This is a genomic window from Bradyrhizobium frederickii (assembly GCF_004570865.1).
Taxonomy (GTDB): Bacteria; Pseudomonadota; Alphaproteobacteria; order Rhizobiales; family Xanthobacteraceae; genus Bradyrhizobium; species Bradyrhizobium frederickii.
On the sequence record NZ_SPQS01000009.1, the window covers coordinates 177,762 to 196,060 of the forward strand.

Consider the following 18,299-nt stretch of genomic DNA (forward strand, 5'->3'; position numbering starts at 1 on the left):
GTTCGTTGTCAAACGAGCCGTTTGGCTACGGCGCGCAGGTGAAGCTCGCCGCTTCCGTCACCGGTCCCGATTTGTAATGCGGCCAGGCCGGCCAGCGGCACAGCGGCAGCGCACGCAACGTGGCGAACGACGGCGCCTCGACCTTCTGCTCGGCCACTTCGAGATCGCCGGGCGCCTTGCCCTTCTCGACCCAGTCGACCAGCACGCTGAGCATGTCGACATTGGCCGGCGCGCCGGAGCCGACATGATCGACGCCCGGCGCGGTGTAGAGCCGCGCGAACTCGGCCGTTTCGGCCTTGCCCATCTTGCGCTCGACGCTCTCGAAATAGCGGATGCCGGCATAGGGGCTCTGGGCGTAATCGGCCATGTGCTCGAGCATGACGAGGCGGCCGCCGCGCGCACGGAAGCGGCTGAGATCGGGATCGGTCGAATCCATCAGCTTCGACACTTCGAGCAGCCGCGCCTTGTGCTCCTCCACCTTGTAGGTGGTGACGTCGAGCTTGGGATCGCGCGCGAACACATATTGAATGCCGCCGGCGCCGTAGATCCAGGCGATGCCGTTGTTGGGCGCGGGCGGCTGTGCCGGCGGCGCGGTGCCGAGCCACCACGCGGTCCAGCCCCCGGTCGGGCCGATCGCGGGCGTATCCTCGCCCGAGACGCCCCAGCCCGGATAATCGTCGAGACCGTTGGCGAGCGCGAACGGGAATTTGTAGGTGGCGTGCAGCGTCTCGATCGCCTTGATCTGCGCATCGGTGAGGCACTGATCGCCGCTTTGGCCGGCCGCGCAACGCAGCGTCTCGAGCTTGAAGGCCGCCTTGCAGGCGACGGGATCCTGCACCAGCGCATCGTCGGAGCCGTCGGCCTTGTCGCAGGCCGCCCGCACCGCCTCGCCGACGAGCTTCACCTGCGCCGGATTGATCCAGCCCGCCCCCATGGTGACGAGACCCGAACGCGTGCCGGCGTGTTGCAGCCCGACCCAGTTGATGACAGGCACGCGGGCAAAGATGCCGTCGAAATCATCGGGGTAACGCTGCGCCATGGTAAGGCCTTCGCGGCCGCCCTCGGACGAGCCCATGAAGTACATCTTGTCGGGCTTCTTGCCGTAGGCGCGCTCCATCAGCGCAACCGCAACGTCGCGCACTCGCTTGTAGGCGCGGTGGGCGAAATTCTCGAAGGCTTCATCGTTCAGCGCGAAGACCTGCGGCGGCTCGCCCGGCTTGGTCTCGTGGCCGGAATCGGTGCCGTAGGTGACGAAGCCGCGCGCCAGCGGCGACGGCTTGTCGAAGGGATAGGCCGGCGGCAGCGCAAGGCCGCTGATCAGCACGCCGTTGAAGCCGCCGCCGCCATATTGCAGCGAGCGCCCGTTCCATTCGACCGGAAGGTTGACCTGGAACCTGATCGGCGGCGCCTTGGGATCGGTGGGGTCGATATGGCCGAGCACCTTGCAGAAGGCCGGGTTGGCCGGTGTGATGCGCCCGGACGGCGTCGGCCCGCGTTCGGCGACAGTGAGCTGTGAGGGCGCCTGCAGCGCCGCGGAATCGATCTTCACGGCGTCGGCGCCGCCGACAAGACCCTTGCAGACCGTCTCTGCGTCCGCTGTCAGGGTCGCGGCCAACGCAACGTTCGCGCTCAGGGCCGCCGCCGTACCCACGAGCCACGCGCACAGCTTCGCTCTTGTCAGCGTCATCGTTTCCACCCGGTTTGTGTTCTCGTTCAATCCACCAGAGGCCGCATTGAATGCGACCTTCTGCCGGCCGTCAACCGAGCGCTGCAGCCTGTTTCGATGGAATCGGGACAGGCTGCTGTTTGTTGTTTGGCGTGCTTTCTTTACTCGAACCGATATCCAGTTCGCTTGAAAACACTTTAGTGCTCGAACACCAGCCGCGCGCCGATCGTGCCGTCGAGGCTGCGGATCTGCTGCAGCAGCGCGGCGGAATCCTGCCCCGCGAGATCGGCGTCGAGCACGACGTAGCCGAGATCGCCGGCGGTCTCCAGATATTGCGCGGCGATGTTGATGTCGCGCTGCAGGAAGACCTCGTTGAGCCGGCGCAGCATGCCGGGCACGTTGCGATGGACATGGCTGAAGCGCGCCCCGGAGGGACGCAAATGCAGCTGCACTTCCGGAAAGTTCACCGCGCCCATGGTCGAGCCCGTGATGAAATAGTCGACCAGCTTGCGCGCGACCTCGCCGCCGATGCGCTCCTGCGCCTCCTCGGTCGAGCCGCCGATATGCGGGGTGAGAATGACGTTCTCCAGGCCCTGGACCGGACTCTTGAAGCGATCCGCGTTGGAGGAGGGCTCGACCGGAAACACGTCGATGGCTGCGCCGGCGAGATGCCCCTCTCGCAATGCGGCGGCAAGTGCATCGAGGTCAACCACGGTGCCGCGGCTGTTGTTGATCAGGAACGAGCCCGGCTTCATCGCCCGCAGCTCCTTCTCGCCGATCATGCCTGATGTCTCCGGCGTCTCCGGCACGTGCAGGCTGACGACGTCGCTCTGCGCCAGCAGCTCGTCCAGTCGCTCGACCGGCTCGGTGTTGCCGTGGCGGAGCTTGTCGGTGCGATCGAAATAGATCACGCGCATGCCCATGGCTTCGGCGAGCGTCGAGAGCTGGGAGCCGATATTGCCGTAACCGACGATGCCGAGCGTGCGGCCGCGCACCTCGCGGCTGCCGGTGGCCGACTTGTCCCAGCCGCCGCCATGGGCCGACACCGAGCGCGGGAAGATCCGCCGCAGCAGCATCACGATCTCGCCGATCACGAGCTCGGCGACGCTGCGCGTGTTGGAGAACGGGGCGTTGAAGACGGGAATGCCGCGCTTGCGCGCCGCCGCGAGATCGACCTGGTTGGTGCCGACGCTGAAGCAGCCGACCGCGAGCAGCTGGTCGGCGGCCCCGAGCACCTCGTCGGTGATCTGGGTGCGCGAGCGGATGCCGAGCAACGACACCCCGTCGAGGGCCCGGCGCAGATCCCCGCCGTCGAGCGCCTTGGTCAGCCGCTCGACATTGGCGAAGCCCGCGCCCCTGAAAAGGTCGACAGCGCTATCATTGACGCCTTCGAGCAGCAGCGCCTTGGCGCTCCGCTCAGGGCCTTGGCCTGGGGCTGACATGGAATCTCCTAAACTGACGGCTTTGCGTGAGCACATAGACCGCCGACGATGCGCAGCACAATAGGGGGCGGATACGGGAAGAAGATGGCGGTGCGTGAGATACCTGGCATCCCACAGCGTGCTCACAATAGCGGTCCCGTCATCCTGAGGCGCGAGACGTGGGACGCAACGCGTCCCACGGGGAGCCTCGATGAACGGCCCCGATGCCGCTAGCAGCCGGGGCGTCGCCCTTCGAGGGCCGCTAAGAAGCGGCCGCCTCCAGCGACAACGGCTTCGCCGTTGCGCAGGGGTGACGGTGATAAAGTAGCGCCAAGTCGAACGTGCACCTGTCTCTCAAATCACGTAGAACCCGTGCGTGCCGTCGCGGCGGAGCTGCTCGACGAGGCCGTATTCCCAATCGAGATAGGCCTGCATCGCGGCTTGCGCGACGTCGGTGCCTTCATAGGGACGGCGGTAGCGGTGGGCCGGATCGGGCCTCGGCAGCACGCGCGGCGGGCCGATCTCGAGCGCGGCGTCATAGCCGCCTTCAAGCACATAGACCTCCCAGCCCATCTGCGCCAGCCACGACGCCGTCATGTCGGCGCGGACGCTCCTGTCGTCGGTCAGCAAAATGCGCGCGCCACGCACCGGCGCAGCCATGTCGGTTTCCTGCACCAGCTGGCCGCCCGGATAATGCCGGAAGCCCGGGAGGTGGCCGGCCGCATATTCCTCGGCATCGCGCACGTCGAAGCGATACAGCGTGCGATCCGTCTGCGCGATAAGCGCCGCCATCTCGCGCGCCCCGATGTGGCGAACGCCGGCGCGATAGGCGACATCGCGCGCATTGGCAGGACCGCCCGCGAACGGCCCGATCTCCCCGCGCCTGGTAGCACCGTGGTCGAGCCTGTGCCGCGCCAGCGTCCAGCCGATGGTGCCGTTGCGCAGCGCCCGCACCTTGTTGGGCACGCCGGCATTGATCAGCGACTGGGTGCCGATGATGGAGCGGGTGCGGCCGGCGCAATTGACGATGATGGTGGTGTCAGGATCGGGCGCGGCCTGCCCGGCCCGCAGCACCAGCTCGGCGCCGGGCACGCTGACCGAGCCCGGAATGTTCATGGTCGCATATTCGTCGAAGCGGCGAACGTCGAGGATGGCGATGTCGGCCTTGTCGGCGATCAGCTTGGCCACGTCGTCGGCGCTGAGCGACGGCGTGTGCCGCCGCGCTTCGACCAGCTCGCCGAACGCTTTCGAATAGGAATTGACGTCCTCGAACACCTCGTAGCCCGCCGCGCGCCACGCCTTCAGCCCGCCATCGAGCGCGCTGATGTTGGTGTAGCCGAGCGCGGCGAGACGTTCGGCGCCGGGCCCGACCAGCCCATCACCGCCATCATAGAGCACGATCGGCACGTCCTTGCGCGGCAGCCTGGTCTCGGCCTCGATCGCGATCCGGTCGACGGCCATGTTGGCGGCGAACAGCGGATGTCCGGTCGCGAAGGCGGCCTCGTATCGGAGGTCGAGCAGCGCGATCTCCTCGCGCAGCAGCAGCGCGCGGCGGATGTCGGCGGGGGTGACGGTGGGAAGCTTCATTGTGCGGCCTTGCAAAGAGAACAGGGACCTTTTGAACCATTGCGGTAGCGTTGGCCAGCAATAAGCCAGAAGCACATGCGGAGATCAGGCTAGTCGCATTGGTATGTTGCGACGACCTGCGAGAAATCGCCTTGAGCAAGCGCATCGGGATCGATCCAGAAATGAAGCACGCCGCCGATATCCGAGTGCCAATTGAAAAAGGCAAGATCGCCCTCGATCTGAAGCAGCAAGATATCCTCCAGATGCTCCTCGGTCGCATCCTGCCATGAGCTGCCATACCCCAGCATCTGATGAATCGCCGTCTGGAAATGGCGGCGTTTGCCCTCTTCTGCCGTCGGCGCCATCCAACGATTTTGCCGCACGAGATTTGCAACGTAACTCAATGGAGCGTCATCGACAGCGTCGACATCGTGCGTCGCCATACAACGGATCGTATGGTTGATGGCGTTGCCAAGGTCTTCCGTGATTTGGCCGACACTAGTAGTTACCTGCCCGTCCAACTTCCCGTAGCCCTGCACGATGTCGAACCACCAAGACCTGAACGCTGCCTTCGTGCCCGCATCGACCTCATCCAGTGGAGTCAGATCCCGACACCGTTCGAGCCACCCTATGGCCCCGGTACGAAAACGCTTCAGCTCCGCGATTGCTTCTTCGGTGGCCGGCTTGCCGTAATATCCGTCCGTCAGGTCGCGCTGAATATTTGATAAGACCGACCGAACCACGCAAGCGATCAGCAGCCAATTGAACGGCCAGTCGTCATCCTTCCGATAGTTGTCCACGCGTCGGAACTGAAGCAGATCATTCTGTTGCGGCTCGCCTGGACCTAGCGCTTTACATAATTCCTTGATCATGAGTTCGCCTCCGACGGCATCCTCCAGGAAGTAGAAATCACGGAACTGCCGGAAGGAAACCGGGTATTTGAATTCGACCTTGGAATGGAAATCGACGTCGGGATTGAGCCATCTGACTTGGTAGTCACCGTCGCTGCCAGCCAACGGCATTAGATCCGGCGGTGGCTGGCGGTCGGGATACGCATTGCCGTCGGTTGGGCTGTAGAGGACGCGACAGGGTGGGTGTCCCTCGCCAACGAACACAGAGCTACAGAAGAAATAAAGCGTACCCCGCGTCGGAAGCGGTGACCAACCTCCCCCTGGCACTTCGGCCAAGTCGATCTGGGCCACGAATGTCAGTGCAACGGTTTCTAGTGATTTATAGGCCGTGACGTCTGCGATCGGCCAATCGAAACGCGGAGGCAATTTGGGAAGCCCCCCGAAGAAACTTCGTGCCGGGTGCGCCAATGGCACGGGCAGATCGCTGCGCCTGACCAGCATGGCAGGCAGGGCCGTCTCCTCAAGTTCGTCTCGTTCAGACATTGCTGAAGGGCTCCCGTACACGACCTCAACGTGTGGAGGGAACCATTCGCTAACGCCCGAGACAAGAATTTCCTTGCTTGGCTGTGATGACGACGCTTGGAGTAACTGGCCTCGGCCCAAGAGACCAAGTTGTCATCAGGCCTCTCGGCGACCGCCTCACTCGCCGGGAACGAGCCGCCCGAGCGGCGTCTGTGCCGCGCGCCGCAGCTTGCGGCGTGACAGATAGAGCAGGATGCCGGTGACCGAAAAAAGAGGCATCAGGATTGCCGCCATCATGAAGGCGAGCTTGCCCGGCCAGCCCAGGATCGCGCCGCGATGGATGTCGTAGATGGCCGCGATGATCTTCTCGCCGAATGTCTTGTCGGTAAAGCGCTCCGCGGAAGCCAGCTGGCCGGTGACGGCATCGATGCGGAATTCGTCGCGCGTGGTCTCCAGCAACGACGCCTTCCCCCACGAGCGGATGCGTATCGTGGTGCCCGGCCCCGCCGGCAGCGTCAGCAAGGCTCTGGAGAACCGGGTCCCCTCTTCGCGCTGGAACGTCATCCAGGCCCGATCGAATCCGATTCCGACAGGCTCGGCGCGACTGTCCGGCCGCGGCGGCTTTGGCGCCATCTTCGCTGTCGCGACGTGGGGACGCGCCAACAGCCAGGTCACGCCGTCCTTGTACCATTCGAAGGAGAAGTACAGCCCGGTGAGCGTCATCGTCAGATAGACCGGAAGCACCCAAGTGCCGATCACCGTGTGCAGCGAGCGATGCAATCCGCGGCCGCTGAGCCCGAGATTGGGCTTCAGCCACATCTTCACGCTGCCTGCCCGACGCGGCCAGCGCAGCACCAGTCCCGACACCAGCATGACGATCAGGCCGAGCGCGATGGTGCCGGTAATGGGGCGTCCCCAGCCCTTGCCGTCGCCGGGGATGAGGAGCCAGCGATGCAGCCGGCGCACCGTCGCGAAGAACGCCTCGCCGCGCGGCGAGCCCAGCACACGCGCGTCATAGGGATCGACATAGAGCGAGGTCGGCCGGTCGCCCCGTTCGTCACGCGCAAAGCGGACATGGACCGCCGCCGACGGGTCGCTCGACAACGTGACCGCCGAGACTTTGCCGAGATCCTGCCCTGCCTTCAGCCGCGCCACCAGCTCGTCCGGCATCAGCGCCGGCGCCTGACGCGGCGCGACCTGCATGATGCCGGCATTGAAGTGATCGACGATCTCGTCCTCGAAGCTCATTGTCGCGCCGGTCAGCGCGACCAGCGACAGCAGCAGCGCGAGGACCAGGCCCGCGATGGAATGGACCTGGAACAGGACCGCCTTGATCGTGTGTCCCAGCCGCGCCATGGCTAGAACTTCACCGTCGCCGACAGCGAGAAGCGTCGCGCATCGCCGATGGCGACGTTCAAGGCGCTCCCGGTGCTGGACGTATAATAGAGCTTGTCGAACAGGTTCTTGACGTTGAACTGATAAGTCACGGGCAGATGATCGATCTTCGTGTCGTACGTGGCAAAAATGTCCGCCACGGTATAGGCCGGCATGAAGAACGTGTTGGCAGAGTCGCCCGCCCGATCCCCGACATAATGCGCGCCGCCGCCCAGCCGCAGGCGTCCGGGAAGCCTGTCGCCGAAATCGTAGACGAGATAGAGCGAAGCCGTGTTCATTGGAACATTGAACAGCTTGGCATTGCCGACAACGGGATCATTGATCAGCCGTGCGTCGGTATAGCCGTAACTTCCGATCATGCTCCATTCGTCGGTCAGCCTGCCGGTCACGTCCAGTTCGACGCCGCGTGACCTGGCCGCACCGGACGTGCGCGCCGCCGACTTGCCGCCGCCGATGTCGTCCAGCACCAGCACGTTCTTCTTCTGGATGTCGTAGACCGCCAGAGTGCCCGACAGCCGCTTGTTGACGTCGAATTTCAGACCGGTCTCCCACTGCGTTCCTTCTTCGGGCGCAACGGTGGAATCGACGACGAAGCCGGCCGTGAACGGCGGGATGACCGAGGTCGGCTTCAGGGACTGCGTATAGCTCACGTAATAGGAGAGCTGGTCGTTCAGCTTGACGATGACGCCGCCGAGCGGGAGCACCTTGTCGCCCGAAAGATTGGTGGCAGTGACGAAGAGGGGCCGGCCCTTTCCGGCGAGCTGCTCGTATTCCATCCAGCGCACACCGCCGATCACGGACAGCCAGTTGGTCAGGTGGAACGTGTCCTGCGCGAAGAAGCTGCGGGTGCCGAGCTTGTCGGTCTGCTCGCTGTCGGTTGCCGAAACGGTCGTGCCCGGCGTGACCCGTCCGTAGACGGGGTTATAGAAATTGAAGCTCGGCGTCGCCTGGCGAATCAAATCGTGGCGATCGATCGTGCGATACAGCGCCTCGCCGCCGAACAGGATCTCGTTGCGGAAGCCGCCCACCCAGACGTCGCCTTGGAGATAGGAGGTGCCGTAGCTGGCGTTGCTCAGCGAGTTGCGCGTACCGTCGTTGCTGCGGGTTTCAACGCCGGTCGTGGCGTTGACGCTGGTGATACGGAGCTGGTTCGCGCTGAAAGTCTCGGTGTTGTAGTTGTAGGCCGCCGTGACCTTCCAATTGTCGTCGAGCTTCTGCTCGACGGAAGCCTGCACCAGGTCGGACGTACCCCACATGTTGTTGAAGGGCTCGTCGAGCCGGCGCGTCTTCGGGATCGCCAGCGGAGCGCCTTTGACGAAAGCCGTACCGCGGTCGAACGGAGTGATGAACTCGCGGTGCTCATAGGTGAGCTGCACCGTCGTTGTGTCGCCGTACCAGGCCAGCGACGGATTCACCAGCATTTCGCGGTGGCGGCCGAAATTGCGCCAATAGTCCTCGCTAACGCCATAACCGATGAAGCGATAGGCGAGACCGCCGTCGCCGATCGGACCGGTGATGTCGAGCGTGCCGTCGGCACCGCTGCGGTTGTTCGCATAGGTCGAACCGAGCAGCGTGACCGAACCGTGCTGATAGAGCTCCGGACGCTTGCTGATGGTGTTGACGATGCCGCCGGGATCCATGATGCCGTAGAGCAGCGAGGCCGGCCCCTTCAGCACCTCGACGCTCTCGACCGCGGCATTGAGGCTTCGGCCCTGCACCAGCGGCATGCCGTTGCGCATGATCGAGCCGTCGCGATTATCGCCGAAGCCGCGACGGATCACGGCGTCCTGAGTGCCTGCAAGCGTGTTGGTCTGCGTGATCCCGCTGATGTTGACCAGCGCATCGTCGATGTTTCGCGGCAGCTGGTCCTTCAGCACCTGCGCGGGCACGACGTTGACGGTCTGCGAAGTATCAAGCGGCGATGCGCCGCTGCGCAGCGTGGTGGCGCTCGGCATCGCACGGTAGCCGAGCTTGGCGGCCTGTTGCGCGGCAGCTTCCGCGGCGGCGCGCTCCGAGAGCGTCGACGCTGCGGGCGCAGAATTGCGATTCGACTGGCGCCGCGCCGCAGTTTGCGCGCGGCGTGAGGATTGATCCGAGGCGCGCGCCGGTTTCGACCGCGCTGTTGGAGCCTCCACCGTCACAGGCGGCAGGGCCGATTGCGCCTGCGCGGTCGTCGTGTTGGAGTGGCATTCGGCGAGCAGCACGGCTGCTCCAAGGAGAAGACCTGCACGGCGCTTGCCGGCACGGTAACGATGGCTGCTGACGCATTGGCCATCCAGATGAGCACGCACGTTCGATTCACTTCCAAGTCAGACACGGCATTGAAGCTCGCGCGTCTAACAGCCACCGTCCGCGAAGAGAACCGTAGCCGGAGTTGAATCGCTCTAGTGTTGAATCATTCTAAGAGAGCGGCAGTAACGGCAATCTCCAATTGCCGTCGTACCGCCCGCGACACGTCGCGCGCGAACTCGCGGCGACGTATCAAGTTTCGTGCGGTCTCACGCGATGGCAGGCGCCGTCAGCTCGTCGAGCTTCCGCTTCAACGCAGCGCCGTCGGACGCGGCGCGGAGCGGCGGGCGCACGCGCAGCCAGGCTGCATCGCCGGTCTGTGCCGCGAGGATCGCCTTCAGCGTCGCCGTGAACGACGGCGTCTTCAGCACGATATCGATCGCGGCCTGCATGCGCGCTTCGACGTCCTTGCCGTCGACCATGCCCTTGACCAGCTCGGGCACGACATTGGCCATGCCGCAGATGGTGCCGGCACCGCCGGCCGTCATCGCGCGGGCGATATCGGCTTCGTTGCCGACGGTGATGGCGAGTTCGGGAGCTGCGGCACGGAAGGCCTGGAACTGCTTGAAGTCGCCGCTGGAGTCCTTCAGGCCCGCCACCACCCTGCCGTAGCGCTTGCGCAAGCTCGCAGCGACGCTGGTCGGGATCGCAACGCCCGACGTCTGCGGGATGTGATAGAGATAGGCGCGCAGCCGGTCGTCGGCGACGCCGTCGATGATCGCGGCAAAGGCATCTTCGATGCCTTCGCCCGTGACGCTGCGATCGAAATAGGGCGGCAGCAACAGCACGTGGCGCAGGCCGAGGCCGAGCACGGCGCGCGTGAGCGCGATGCTGTCGGTGATGGCGGGGAAGCCGCCGCCGATGCCGATGCGCTCCGGCGCAATGCCGGCCTTGAGCACGGCTTCGATGGTCGCGACGCGCTCGGCGACATTGAAGGAGGTGCCCTCTCCGGTGGTGCCGAACAACACGACGCCGTCGACGCCCTTGCTGAAGAGCTGCATGGCGTGAGCCGTAAGCTTTACCGAATCCACGCTGCCGTCGGCCGCCAGCGGCGTCGCCGATGCCACCCAGAACCCGCGAATTGCCTCGGTCATCACACTGCCCTTTGCTTCAACCCCGAACTAAGCCTCTGATCTTCAACGATCTTCCGCGGCTTCCTCGGGCCTTGTTTTTGCTTTACTTTTCGTCTTGTACCTTACATACAAGACATACGCAAACCCTTTCCACCGCGAAGGCGCGCATGAAGCGCGGCCAGCTTCCGAGGAGGTCTCGCATGAACATGGTGACCCCCATCGGGCGACCCGAGCAATTGCTCGGTGCCCTGCGCGACAAGCTCGGCGCGGCTGCCGTGCTGATCGGCACCGACGTGCCGGCGCGCAATTGCAACGACTGGAGCGCGAGCCTGCCGCAGACGCCGCTCGCGGTGATCCGCCCCGTCGATGCGCAAGGCGTGGCCGACGCGGTTGCCACCTGCCGGCAGGCACATCTGCCGTTCGTGCCGCAGGGCGGACTGACCGGACTGTGCCGCGGCGCCTCGCCCGAAGCCGGCTGGGTTGCGATCTCGCTGGAGCGCATGACCGGCATCGAGGAAATCGATGCAGCCTCCGCAACGATGACGGTGAAAGCGGGAACGCCGCTGGAGACGATCCAGAGGGCCGCGGATGAAGCCGGCTTCTTCTTTCCGCTCGACCTCGGCTCGCGCGGCTCCTGCGCGATCGGCGGCAATCTCTCCACCAATGCCGGCGGCAACCGCGTGATCCGCTACGGCATGACGCGCGAGCTGGTGCTCGGGCTCGAAGTCGTGCTGCCCGACGGCAGCATCGTCACCGGCCTCAACAAGCTGATGAAGAACAACGCCGGCTATGACCTCAAGCACCTCTTCATCGGCTCCGAAGGCACGCTCGGCATCGTCACCCGCGTGGTGCTGAAACTGTTCCCGAAGCCGCGCTCGACCATGGCCGCGCTCTGCGCGCTGAAGGACTATGCCGCGGTGGTCGCGCTGCTCGGCGCGGCGCGCAGCGGGCTCGGCCCGCTGCTGTCGGCCTTCGAGGTGATGTGGCCGGACTATTGGGACGTGATCACGAATCGCGCCGGGGTAAAGCCGCCGGTCGCCGCTTGCCACGGTCTCTACGTGCTGGTGGAGGCGCAGGGCACCGACGAGAGCGTGGATGCGCCGCGCTTCCAGGCCTGGCTCGAAGAGCTGATGGAGAGGGGGCTGCTGGCCGATGCCGCCGTGGCGCAGTCGCTGGCGCAGACGCAGGCGTTCTGGCGCGTGCGCGACATCTGCGCCGAGTTCGGCCAGGTGCTGGGGCCGCACATCTCCTACGACATCGGCCTTGCGGTGGCGCGGATGGACGAGTTCGTCACACGCTGCAAGGCCGCGCTCGCTGACGGCATCAAGGGTTGCGAGAGCGTCTATTACGGCCATATCGGCGACGGCAATCTGCATCTGGTCTCCTGGGTCGCCGGCCTTCCCGTCGAGCAGCAGCCGAAGGAAGAGATGGACACGATCATCTACGGTCTCGTCCGCGAGCTCGGCGGCAGCGTCTCCGCCGAGCACGGCATCGGCACGTTGAAGAAGAAATGGCTGGGCCATGCCCGCAGCGAAGCCGAGATCGCGCTGATGCGGACGCTGAAGGCGGCGCTCGATCCCGATCAGCTGCTCAATCCCGGCAAGGTAATCTGAGGAACGCAAATGCGCTCGCTCAAGCTCGATACGCCGAAATCGCTGTCGCAGCGGGTGATGCAGCGGCTGCGCCAGGCGATCATCGACGGCGAGTTCGCGCTTGGCGCCGCCATCTCCGAGGAGATGGTGGCCAATTCCTTCGGCGTCAGCCGCACGCCGGTGCGCGAGGCCATGGGCCAGCTGCAGGCGCAAGGCCTCGTGGTGATCCGCCCGCAGGTCGGCAGCTTCGTGTTCACGCCGAGTGCGGACGATATCAACGCGCTCTGCACCTTCCGCATCGCGCTCGAGCCCAAGGCGGCCGAGCTCGCCTATCGTCACGATCGCGACGGTGCAATCGCCTCGATGAGCGAGGCGATCGCGGCGATGGAGCCGGCGGTCACGGCGAAGGACAACATCGCCTATGGGCGCGCCGATGCCGCCTTTCACGAGGCGCTGTTTGCCCATTGCGGCAACCGCTATCTCGCCGAATCCTATCAGCTGGTCTCCGGCCGCGTCGCCGCGCTCCGCACCAATCTGACCTCCCCGATCGACGTCAGGACCCGCACCTCGTTCGACGAGCATCGCAAGCTGCTCGATCTGTTCGGGCGCGGCGAGCTTGCCGCCTTCGAGGCATTGATGACCACGCACATCACCAATTCGGGCGTGGTCTATGCCAAGGCCTTGAGGGTGGAGACGCTGAACGCGGATTGAGCGCGACTATTTCGCGTCCCTGGAGCTCGACCTGTCCAGGAAATCCAGCGCGGTGTTGATCTGTTCGAGCTGGTGCTCGATCTTGTCGCGATCCTCGACCGAGGGCGCCTTTTCGAGCTGTTCCACGAGCTTCTGCTTCCGCAACAGCAAGTTCTCTATGACCGTGCTCACAGCTCCCCCATCGCCACAAACGGACGTCGCGAGCGCGCGCGAGCCGGGCTCGCCGCAACCCTCCTCCAGAATGTCCACGAAGACGGATGGTTCCTGGCGGCCCGGGAACCTTCGATCTTTCACGCCTCCGTCGGTTGTATTCGGGAGCCCGGAGTCCTATGCGTATCCGCCATGGACACCCAGATCGCCACCGCCGCAAAGCCCCTGATGGCCCAGGCCCAGCCGCGCAAGCCGGCGCCGTTCCTCCCCATGAGCCGCGCCGAGATGGATGCGCTCGGCTGGGACGCCTGCGACATCGTGCTGGTGACGGGCGATGCTTATGTCGACCATCCGAGCTTCGGCATGGCGATCATCGGCCGCCTGCTGGAGGCGCAGGGCTTTCGGGTCGGCATCATCTCGCAGCCCGATTGGCACTCGGCCGAGCCGTTCAAGGCGTTGGGCAAGCCAAAGGTGTTCTTCGGCGTCACCGGCGGCAACATGGATTCCATGGTCAACCGCTACACCGCGGATCGGCGCCTGCGCCATGACGACGCCTATACGGCCGGCGGCGAAGGCGGCAGGCGGCCGGACCGCTGCACCGTCGTCTACGCCCAGCGCTGCCGCGAGGCGTTCAAGGACGTACCGATCGTGCTCGGCGGCATCGAGGCCTCGCTGCGCCGGATCGCGCATTACGACTATTGGTCCGACAAGGTGCGCCGCTCGGTGCTGGCCGACGCCAAGGCCGATCTGTTGCTCTACGGCAATGCCGAGCGCGCCGTGGTCGAAGTCGCGCAGCGGCTCGCCGCCGGCGAAGCGCCGCGCGCGCTCGACGACATCAGGGGCGTCGCGCTGTTCCGCAAGGTGCCGGAGGATTACACCGAGCTGCACGCCGACGATCTCGATTCCGCGGACGAGGGCGCGACGCGCCAGAAGGGCGCGACCGTGATCCGGCTGCCGGCGCTGGAGCAGGTCGAGCAGGACCGCGAGGCCTATGCAAGGGCCTCACGCGTGCTGCATCGGGAGAGCAATCCCGGCAATGCGCGGCCGCTGGTGCAGCGTCACGGCGACCGCGATCTCTGGCTCAACCCGCCGCCGATCCCGCTGACCAGCGACGAGATGGATGCGGTCTACGACCTGCCCTACGCGCGCGCGCCGCATCCCTCCTATGGCGATGCCAAGATTCCCGCCTGGGAGATGATCAAGTTCTCGGTCACGATCATGCGCGGCTGCTTCGGCGGCTGCACCTTCTGCTCGATCACCGAGCACGAGGGCCGCATCATCCAGAACCGCTCGGAAGGCTCGATCCTGCGCGAGATCGAGAAGATCCGCGACAAGACGCCGGGCTTCACCGGCGTGATCTCCGACATCGGCGGCCCCACCGCCAACATGTACCGGATGGCATGCAAGGACCCCAAGGTCGAGGCGGCGTGCCGGCGGCCGTCCTGCGTCTTCCCCGAGATCTGCCCGAACCTCAACACCTCGCATGACGACCTCATCCGGCTCTATCGCAAGGTGCGCGAGACCAAGGGCATCAAGAAGGTGATGGTCGCCTCGGGCGTGCGCTACGATCTCGCGGTCGAGAGCCCGGAATACATCAAGGAGCTCGTCACCCATCACGTCGGCGGCTACCTCAAGATCGCGCCTGAGCACACCGAGCGGGGCCCGCTCGACAAGATGATGAAGCCGGGCATCGGTGCCTACAACAAGTTCAAGCGGATGTTCGACGAGGCGGCGGAGCGGGCCGGCAAGAAATATTACCTGATCCCCTATTTCATCGCGGCGCATCCGGGCACGACCGACGAGGACATGATGAACCTCGCGCTCTGGCTCAAGAAGAACCGCTATCGCGCCGATCAGGTGCAGACCTTCCTGCCCTCGCCGATGGCGACGGCGACCGCGATGTACCACACCGGCGTCAATCCCCTGCGTGGCGTGCGCCACGGCGGCAGCGACAAGGTCGAGGCCATCAAGGGCCTGCGCCAGCGCCGCCTGCACAAGGCCTTCCTGCGCTACCACGATCCCGACAACTGGCCGGTGCTGCGCGAGGCCCTGATTGAGATGGGCCGCCGCGATCTGATCGGCTCGCAGCCCCACCAGCTCGTGCCGGCACATCAGCCACCCGGCACCGGCAAGGCCGCCGGCACCAGGCGTCCCGTTCGCCCCGGCGGCAAGACGCAGAAGTTCACGACCAAGGGCGTGCGGGTGATGAAGTAGCGGTTAGCTCGCCTCCTAAAGCGCGATGCGACGAGGATGAATCGTCATCGCGCTTTAGGTTATTGTCTAAGCATGATCTTTTCGGAAAACCGCTGCGCACTTTTCCGGATCATGCTTTAAAGAGCCAGCACGACCTCGCCCGACACGGCGTCGGTTACGCCGCGTCCGTTGCCCTGGTCTTCGAGCACCGACCTGAAGCTGTCGAGGGTCTTGATCATCGCGGGACGCGCCGCGGCCATCGCATCCTGGCTGGCCCAGGTGCCGATCAGACAGAAGGTCTGCTCACCGGTCTTGACGATGACGCCATGCTCGAGCCCGGGCCATCTGGCCTTGCCGTTGCGATGCGCGTCGAGGAAGGCGGCCTCCTCCCCCTGCTTCACCTTGAACTTCACCACGTTGTAAACCTGCATGACGCGCCTCCGAAAAATGGACTGATGAAAACGGGCGCCGTGTGAGGGACAGGACGAAAAGTCCATACGTCGCCCCGACCGAATGTTGCCTCTCGCGCATGGGGCCGTCACCGTGACAAATCAGCATGCCGGGCCCGCCGCCAATGTCTGAGCCCGCCAAGACAACAAATGTCGAAAACAACCCCATGCACAGTAGACCGAGCCAGCAGGATCAATGACTTAGGGCTCGCCCAACGCGACCGAAGTGCCGAACAAGAACCTGTTGCTTCGTCGGGCAAAACAGGGCGCACCGCGCTGTCGCCCCGCGCCTGGTTGACTTCCTCGCCATCATGTAACATATCAAGTTACATGAAACGAGACAGCCGATTATCCGGCGTGCTGCATGTCCTCTTGCACATGGCGCAGCAGCCTGGGCCGTTCACGTCCGAGACCCTGGCGAAAGCCATGGACACCAACCCCGTGGTGATCCGCCGCATCATGGCGGGCCTGAGGGAGCTTGGTTACGTGCGCTCGGAGAAGGGCCACGGCGGCGGCTGGACGCTCGCCTGCGATCTTTCGAAGGTCACGGTGCGCGACGTCTATGCCGCGCTCGGCAGTCCCGCGCTGCTGGCGATGGGCAACCGGACCGAGGCGCCCGGCTGCCTGGTCGAGCAGGCCGTCAATGCCGCGCTCGATCAGGCCTTTGGCGATGCCGAGGCGTTGCTGCTGGCGCGTCTCGGCGAGGTGACGCTGAAAATGCTGGGCGAGGATCTTCGCAAGCGCCTCGGCTCCCGCAAGCCTCACGGCATGAGCGCGCATCACGCCTAGCGCGCACGATCCGGCAAGGACAACGCCATGACCGACATTCAAGCCATGTTCTCCGATCCGCAAGCCGTGGCGAACTACACCGACGGACCGCCGCGCTTCGTGCCCGGCTACAACGCCATGCTGTCGATGGCGGCGATCCTGCTGGCCGAGCGCGCACATCAGGATGCGCGCATCCTCGTGCTCGGCGCCGGCGGGGGTCTCGAGCTGAGAATGTTTGCGCAGGCGCAGCCGCGCTGGAGCTTCGACGGCGTAGACCCCTCCGGGGCGATGCTGGCGCTCGCCCGGCAGACACTGGGACCGCTCGCGCCGCGCGCGCGTCTTCATCAGGGCTACATCGACGATGCGCCGGAAGGACCGTTCGACGGCGCCACCTGCCTGCTCACTCTGCACTTCGTCGATATCGCGGAGCGGCGCCGCATTGCTTCGGAAATCCGCCGCCGCCTCAAACCGCGCGCGCCATTCGTGGTCGCGCATTTGAGCGCGCCCGATGGCGACGAGGAACGCGCGCGATGGCTGTCGCGATATTCCGCGTTCCTGGCCTTCTCCGGCGTCGAGCCCGACAAGGCGGCAGCCGCGCGAGACGCCGTCACCCACCATCTGGAGATCCTCACGCCGGCCCAGGACGAGGCGATCCTGCGCGCGGCCGGCTTCTCCGACCCGGCCCTGTTCTATACCGGCTTCGCCTTCCGCGGCTGGGTGGCCTACGCGTAAGGCGGCACGGCTTCGTCAACCCGGCCGGGCATCATGAACTTGTTGCGTCAGGGCTCGGCCATGACGAAGGAGACGGACGTTCGTGATGCCAGGGATGTGACCAATCGTGAGACCACCACGTGTTGGAACGATGGGGCTGGGCGCTAAGTAACCAAGCGAAGAACTTGGAGAAATAGCCATGCGATTCATTCTGGCCTTAAGTCTTCTGATCACCTTGGGCGGCGTTGCCGACGCGGCACAGCTGCATCACGGGCACCGGCGCAACGCCATTGTTCATTCCGATCACGGCGTGGTCGCGCCAGGTCCCACTTCAGGGTTCGCCTACGCAGCGCCTCCGCCGATGCACCACGGCGCCCAGGCCTACCCTGGCGCGACCGAGCCGTATTATGGTGCTTCTCAGGGTTACGCGCCTGGCGAGAAGGAGCGGTTTCTCCACAGTCTGTTCAGCCCATGATGAGCAGCCGGGAGGCTCATTGCCGCCCGCTCTGGCGACACCTCGTTGGGAAGCTGCTGAGATGAACCCGCAGCTTCCCCTTCTTCAAATCACAGGGCGAGGATCTCGGTTACCGTCGGGTCGGATCGTTGGACCCGCCAGGACGGATGGTCTGGGGGCCGCCCTGCCCGGCGTTACCCGCGCTATTCCCGCTGGTACCGGCGCTCGATCCGGCTGTGCCGCCCGTTGCACCAACACCGCCCGCCCCGGTTCCGGCCGCGCCGCTCGTTCCGCTACCCGAGCCGTCGCCGGTTCCTCCGGCTCCCGCGCTCGCACCCGCGCCGCCCGCTCCTCCTGCGCCCCCTGCACCGCCTGCCTGCGCATGGGCGAAACCGATCGACGCGCCGGCAAGCAACGCACACATGGCCACTGAGAAGACTGTCTTTCGCATTGTTCAAACTCCGGTTGACGATGACATGCCAATCAAA

The 18,299-nt window shown here is 65.2% G+C and carries 15 protein-coding genes; 6 read left to right on the forward strand and 9 right to left on the reverse strand.

From position 1 onward, the window contains the following. Window positions 1-25: 25 nt before the first annotated feature. The 7 genes from E4K64_RS17610 to E4K64_RS17640 all read right to left on the reverse strand — a co-directional run bounded on the left by E4K64_RS17610 (window position 26) and on the right by E4K64_RS17640 (window position 10,804). Window positions 26-1,687, reverse strand: coding sequence for a tannase/feruloyl esterase family alpha/beta hydrolase (locus E4K64_RS17610; RefSeq protein WP_167772084.1), 1,662 nt, complete (start codon window positions 1,685-1,687; stop codon window positions 26-28). A 176-nt stretch (window positions 1,688-1,863) separates the two neighbouring features. Next, on the reverse strand, window positions 1,864-3,108 hold the full coding sequence (serA, locus tag E4K64_RS17615) for a phosphoglycerate dehydrogenase (protein WP_135164645.1): 1,245 nt from the start codon (window positions 3,106-3,108) through the stop codon (window positions 1,864-1,866). A 333-nt stretch (window positions 3,109-3,441) separates the two neighbouring features. After that, the gene (locus E4K64_RS17620; protein WP_135164646.1) at window positions 3,442-4,674 is read right to left on the reverse strand and encodes a rhodanese-like domain-containing protein; all 1,233 of its coding nucleotides are present in this window, start codon (window positions 4,672-4,674) and stop codon (window positions 3,442-3,444) included. An 89-nt stretch (window positions 4,675-4,763) separates the two neighbouring features. After that, window positions 4,764-6,047 (reverse strand): DUF1963 domain-containing protein, encoded by a 1,284-nt coding sequence (locus E4K64_RS17625; RefSeq protein ID WP_135164647.1) that lies wholly within the window; start codon window positions 6,045-6,047, stop codon window positions 4,764-4,766. A gap of 156 nt (window positions 6,048-6,203) precedes the next feature. After that, complete coding sequence (locus E4K64_RS17630; RefSeq protein ID WP_135164648.1) at window positions 6,204-7,382, reverse strand: PepSY-associated TM helix domain-containing protein; 1,179 nt, start codon at window positions 7,380-7,382, stop codon at window positions 6,204-6,206. Between the two features lie 2 nt (window positions 7,383-7,384). Continuing rightward, window positions 7,385-9,712, reverse strand: a complete 2,328-nt coding sequence (locus E4K64_RS17635) for a TonB-dependent siderophore receptor (RefSeq protein ID WP_135164649.1) — start codon at window positions 9,710-9,712, stop codon at window positions 7,385-7,387. Between the two features lie 207 nt (window positions 9,713-9,919). Next, window positions 9,920-10,804 (reverse strand): dihydrodipicolinate synthase family protein, encoded by an 885-nt coding sequence (locus E4K64_RS17640; protein WP_167772085.1) that lies wholly within the window; start codon window positions 10,802-10,804, stop codon window positions 9,920-9,922. A gap of 179 nt (window positions 10,805-10,983) precedes the next feature. On the opposite strand from E4K64_RS17640, the gene E4K64_RS17645 reads away from it, so the two are divergent. Together E4K64_RS17645 and E4K64_RS17650 are read left to right on the forward strand one after the other, a co-directional pair. Next, complete coding sequence (locus E4K64_RS17645; protein WP_135164651.1) at window positions 10,984-12,396, forward strand: FAD-binding oxidoreductase; 1,413 nt, start codon at window positions 10,984-10,986, stop codon at window positions 12,394-12,396. Between the two features lie 9 nt (window positions 12,397-12,405). Beyond that, entirely contained in the window at window positions 12,406-13,086 is a 681-nt protein-coding gene (locus E4K64_RS17650; protein ID WP_135164652.1) for a GntR family transcriptional regulator, read from the forward strand. 6 nt (window positions 13,087-13,092) lie between these two features. Here E4K64_RS17650 and E4K64_RS40360 read toward each other — a convergent pair whose 3' ends face one another. Then, window positions 13,093-13,335 carry a hypothetical protein gene (locus E4K64_RS40360; protein WP_167772059.1) on the reverse strand — a complete coding sequence of 81 codons (243 nt, stop codon included), beginning with the start codon at window positions 13,333-13,335 and terminating at the stop codon, window positions 13,093-13,095. A gap of 93 nt (window positions 13,336-13,428) precedes the next feature. Between E4K64_RS40360 and E4K64_RS17655 the strand changes: the two genes are divergently transcribed. Beyond that, entirely contained in the window at window positions 13,429-15,450 is a 2,022-nt protein-coding gene (locus E4K64_RS17655; protein ID WP_135164653.1) for a YgiQ family radical SAM protein, read from the forward strand. A gap of 116 nt (window positions 15,451-15,566) precedes the next feature. Here the strand turns inward: E4K64_RS17655 and E4K64_RS17660 are convergent, their stop codons facing one another. Further along, window positions 15,567-15,860 carry a DUF718 domain-containing protein gene (locus tag E4K64_RS17660; protein WP_135164654.1) on the reverse strand — a complete coding sequence of 98 codons (294 nt, stop codon included), beginning with the start codon at window positions 15,858-15,860 and terminating at the stop codon, window positions 15,567-15,569. Window positions 15,861-16,208: 348 nt separating this feature from the next. Between E4K64_RS17660 and E4K64_RS17665 the strand changes: the two genes are divergently transcribed. From E4K64_RS17665 to E4K64_RS17675, 3 genes are all read left to right on the forward strand, one after another. After that, the gene (locus tag E4K64_RS17665; RefSeq protein ID WP_135164655.1) at window positions 16,209-16,667 is read left to right on the forward strand and encodes an Rrf2 family transcriptional regulator; all 459 of its coding nucleotides are present in this window, start codon (window positions 16,209-16,211) and stop codon (window positions 16,665-16,667) included. Window positions 16,668-16,694: 27 nt separating this feature from the next. After that, window positions 16,695-17,378, forward strand: a complete 684-nt coding sequence (locus tag E4K64_RS17670; protein ID WP_135164656.1) for a class I SAM-dependent methyltransferase — start codon at window positions 16,695-16,697, stop codon at window positions 17,376-17,378. A gap of 178 nt (window positions 17,379-17,556) precedes the next feature. After that, on the forward strand, window positions 17,557-17,832 hold the full coding sequence (locus tag E4K64_RS17675) for a hypothetical protein (protein ID WP_135164657.1): 276 nt from the start codon (window positions 17,557-17,559) through the stop codon (window positions 17,830-17,832). The last annotated feature ends 467 nt before the right edge of the window (window positions 17,833-18,299 follow it).

Coding starts and splice junctions, on each gene's coding strand:
- E4K64_RS17610 (WP_167772084.1), bottom strand. CDS start 1,687: ATGACGCTGACAAGAGCGAAGCTGTGCGCGTGGCTCGTGGGTACGGCG.
- serA (WP_135164645.1), bottom strand. CDS start 3,108: ATGTCAGCCCCAGGCCAAGGCCCTGAGCGGAGCGCCAAGGCGCTGCTG.
- E4K64_RS17620 (WP_135164646.1), bottom strand. CDS start 4,674: ATGAAGCTTCCCACCGTCACCCCCGCCGACATCCGCCGCGCGCTGCTG.
- E4K64_RS17625 (WP_135164647.1), bottom strand. CDS start 6,047: ATGTCTGAACGAGACGAACTTGAGGAGACGGCCCTGCCTGCCATGCTG.
- E4K64_RS17630 (WP_135164648.1), bottom strand. CDS start 7,382: ATGGCGCGGCTGGGACACACGATCAAGGCGGTCCTGTTCCAGGTCCAT.
- E4K64_RS17640 (WP_167772085.1), bottom strand. CDS start 10,804: ATGACCGAGGCAATTCGCGGGTTCTGGGTGGCATCGGCGACGCCGCTG.
- E4K64_RS17645 (WP_135164651.1), top strand. CDS start 10,984: ATGAACATGGTGACCCCCATCGGGCGACCCGAGCAATTGCTCGGTGCC.
- E4K64_RS17650 (WP_135164652.1), top strand. CDS start 12,406: ATGCGCTCGCTCAAGCTCGATACGCCGAAATCGCTGTCGCAGCGGGTG.
- E4K64_RS17655 (WP_135164653.1), top strand. CDS start 13,429: ATGGACACCCAGATCGCCACCGCCGCAAAGCCCCTGATGGCCCAGGCC.
- E4K64_RS17660 (WP_135164654.1), bottom strand. CDS start 15,860: ATGCAGGTTTACAACGTGGTGAAGTTCAAGGTGAAGCAGGGGGAGGAG.
- E4K64_RS17665 (WP_135164655.1), top strand. CDS start 16,209: ATGAAACGAGACAGCCGATTATCCGGCGTGCTGCATGTCCTCTTGCAC.
- E4K64_RS17670 (WP_135164656.1), top strand. CDS start 16,695: ATGACCGACATTCAAGCCATGTTCTCCGATCCGCAAGCCGTGGCGAAC.
- E4K64_RS17675 (WP_135164657.1), top strand. CDS start 17,557: ATGCGATTCATTCTGGCCTTAAGTCTTCTGATCACCTTGGGCGGCGTT.